General features: G+C 50.2%; 1 protein-coding gene. It reads left to right on the plus strand.

The features are described 5' to 3' along the window. Positions 1-88: 88 nt before the first annotated feature. The coding region (locus J5224_RS27530; protein ID WP_264628317.1) for a class I SAM-dependent methyltransferase at positions 89-1,464 on the plus strand (1,376 nt) is incomplete at its 3' end.

The raw sequence follows: 1,464 nt of genomic DNA on the forward strand, positions 1-1,464 counted from the left end.
CGCTTCTGTGCGGTGTTCAGGAGATTACAAGCGTGATGGGAAGAATAAACTAGGATAAATTATTTACTCTTGGTAAAGGATTTTTGTTTTGGCCACGTTAGATACCCGCACTGTCGATGCACCTCACACTATTAACGCGAAAAATACGCCCAGCGAAGATGATCCTTTTCAGATGATTAGCCCTGATGTGTCTGCGAGTCATATTCGGGCCGCTTCACACCTGTATGGTATTTTCAGTCCAAGAGTGGAAACGGCTCGGGTGTTAGAGCTGGGATGCGGCACCGGAGGTAACTTACTGTCTTTTGCTGCGGCCTATCCGCAGGGCAGTGCGATTGGTGTCGATCTTGATGACGCCGCTGTTTCTTCTGGAAATCAGTTGGTTCAGTCATTAGGCCTGACGAATGTGCAGTTCGCTACCGCCAGCCTTGATGAGTTACTCATGATCATTCATGGCCCTTTCAGTGCAGTAAATGAGGGTATTCGCAGCGCGTTGTTGGAGTGGGCAAAACGTCATTTGAGTGAGCGTGGCGTTATCGCAATGGCATGGAACGCCTATCCAGGATGGAAAGCGGCGGAAGTGCTGCGCGATGCCTTTCAGCTTCATGGTAGTCAGGCGCAAAGTCAGGACGAAAAAGTGGCGAGCGCCCGAGCGATGTTAACGTATTTATCCCTCGGCAGCGCAGATCGGAATCCACTCAAGGGGGTACTGCATCCCTTAATCGAGCAGGCGGAAACACAGACTGACCTGATGCTCTCTCTTTGCTATTTGGAGGGAATCAATGAACCGTGCTATCTGGTTGACTTTCATGCGATGGCCGCTCAGAACGGTTTAACTTTTGTTGGTGATGTCCTGCCACAGCGAGAATTAGCTGAACATTATGGCGGCGAAGTAGCAAAATTAACCGACACGGTTTCTCCTGGGCACAACAAGATACTGCGGCAACAATATCTCGATTTTGCCGTGGGGCGTAGCGAGCGTTTCAGCCTGCTAGTGCCAGACAGTCGGGCGAATGAGATTCTTCCTGAGCCAGCGTTGAGCCGCTTAAAGGATTTTCATTGGGGCGGCAACTTTGAGCGTGTGGTTACGGATACGGGGACAGTGACTAACACTTACCTTTCAGGACAAGGGGTGACGATCGGCGTTAACCACGATCTGACGTTGCACCTGATGGACGTGATATGTGATGCCTGGCCGCATAGCGTCAGCTTCGAACAACTGGTGTTTAATACGCGTGCTCCTGAACGGCAAGGTGAGGACGAACAGCACCGACAGGATGTATTGGCTGCGTTGAAAATCCTGTATACCCGGGGTATTTCTGAGCTGAACTATAGTCTTCAAGAGTCTCGCTATAATCTTTGTCCTGCATCGACAGTGAGATTGTTACCGGAGTTAGCGACCTTATGGCACAAACGGAACGGTGCAGCCCAAGCTATTACCGGTTTCAATTTTTGGCATGAAAAGAT

The sequence above is a fragment of the Candidatus Symbiopectobacterium sp. NZEC135 genome (assembly GCF_025962695.1).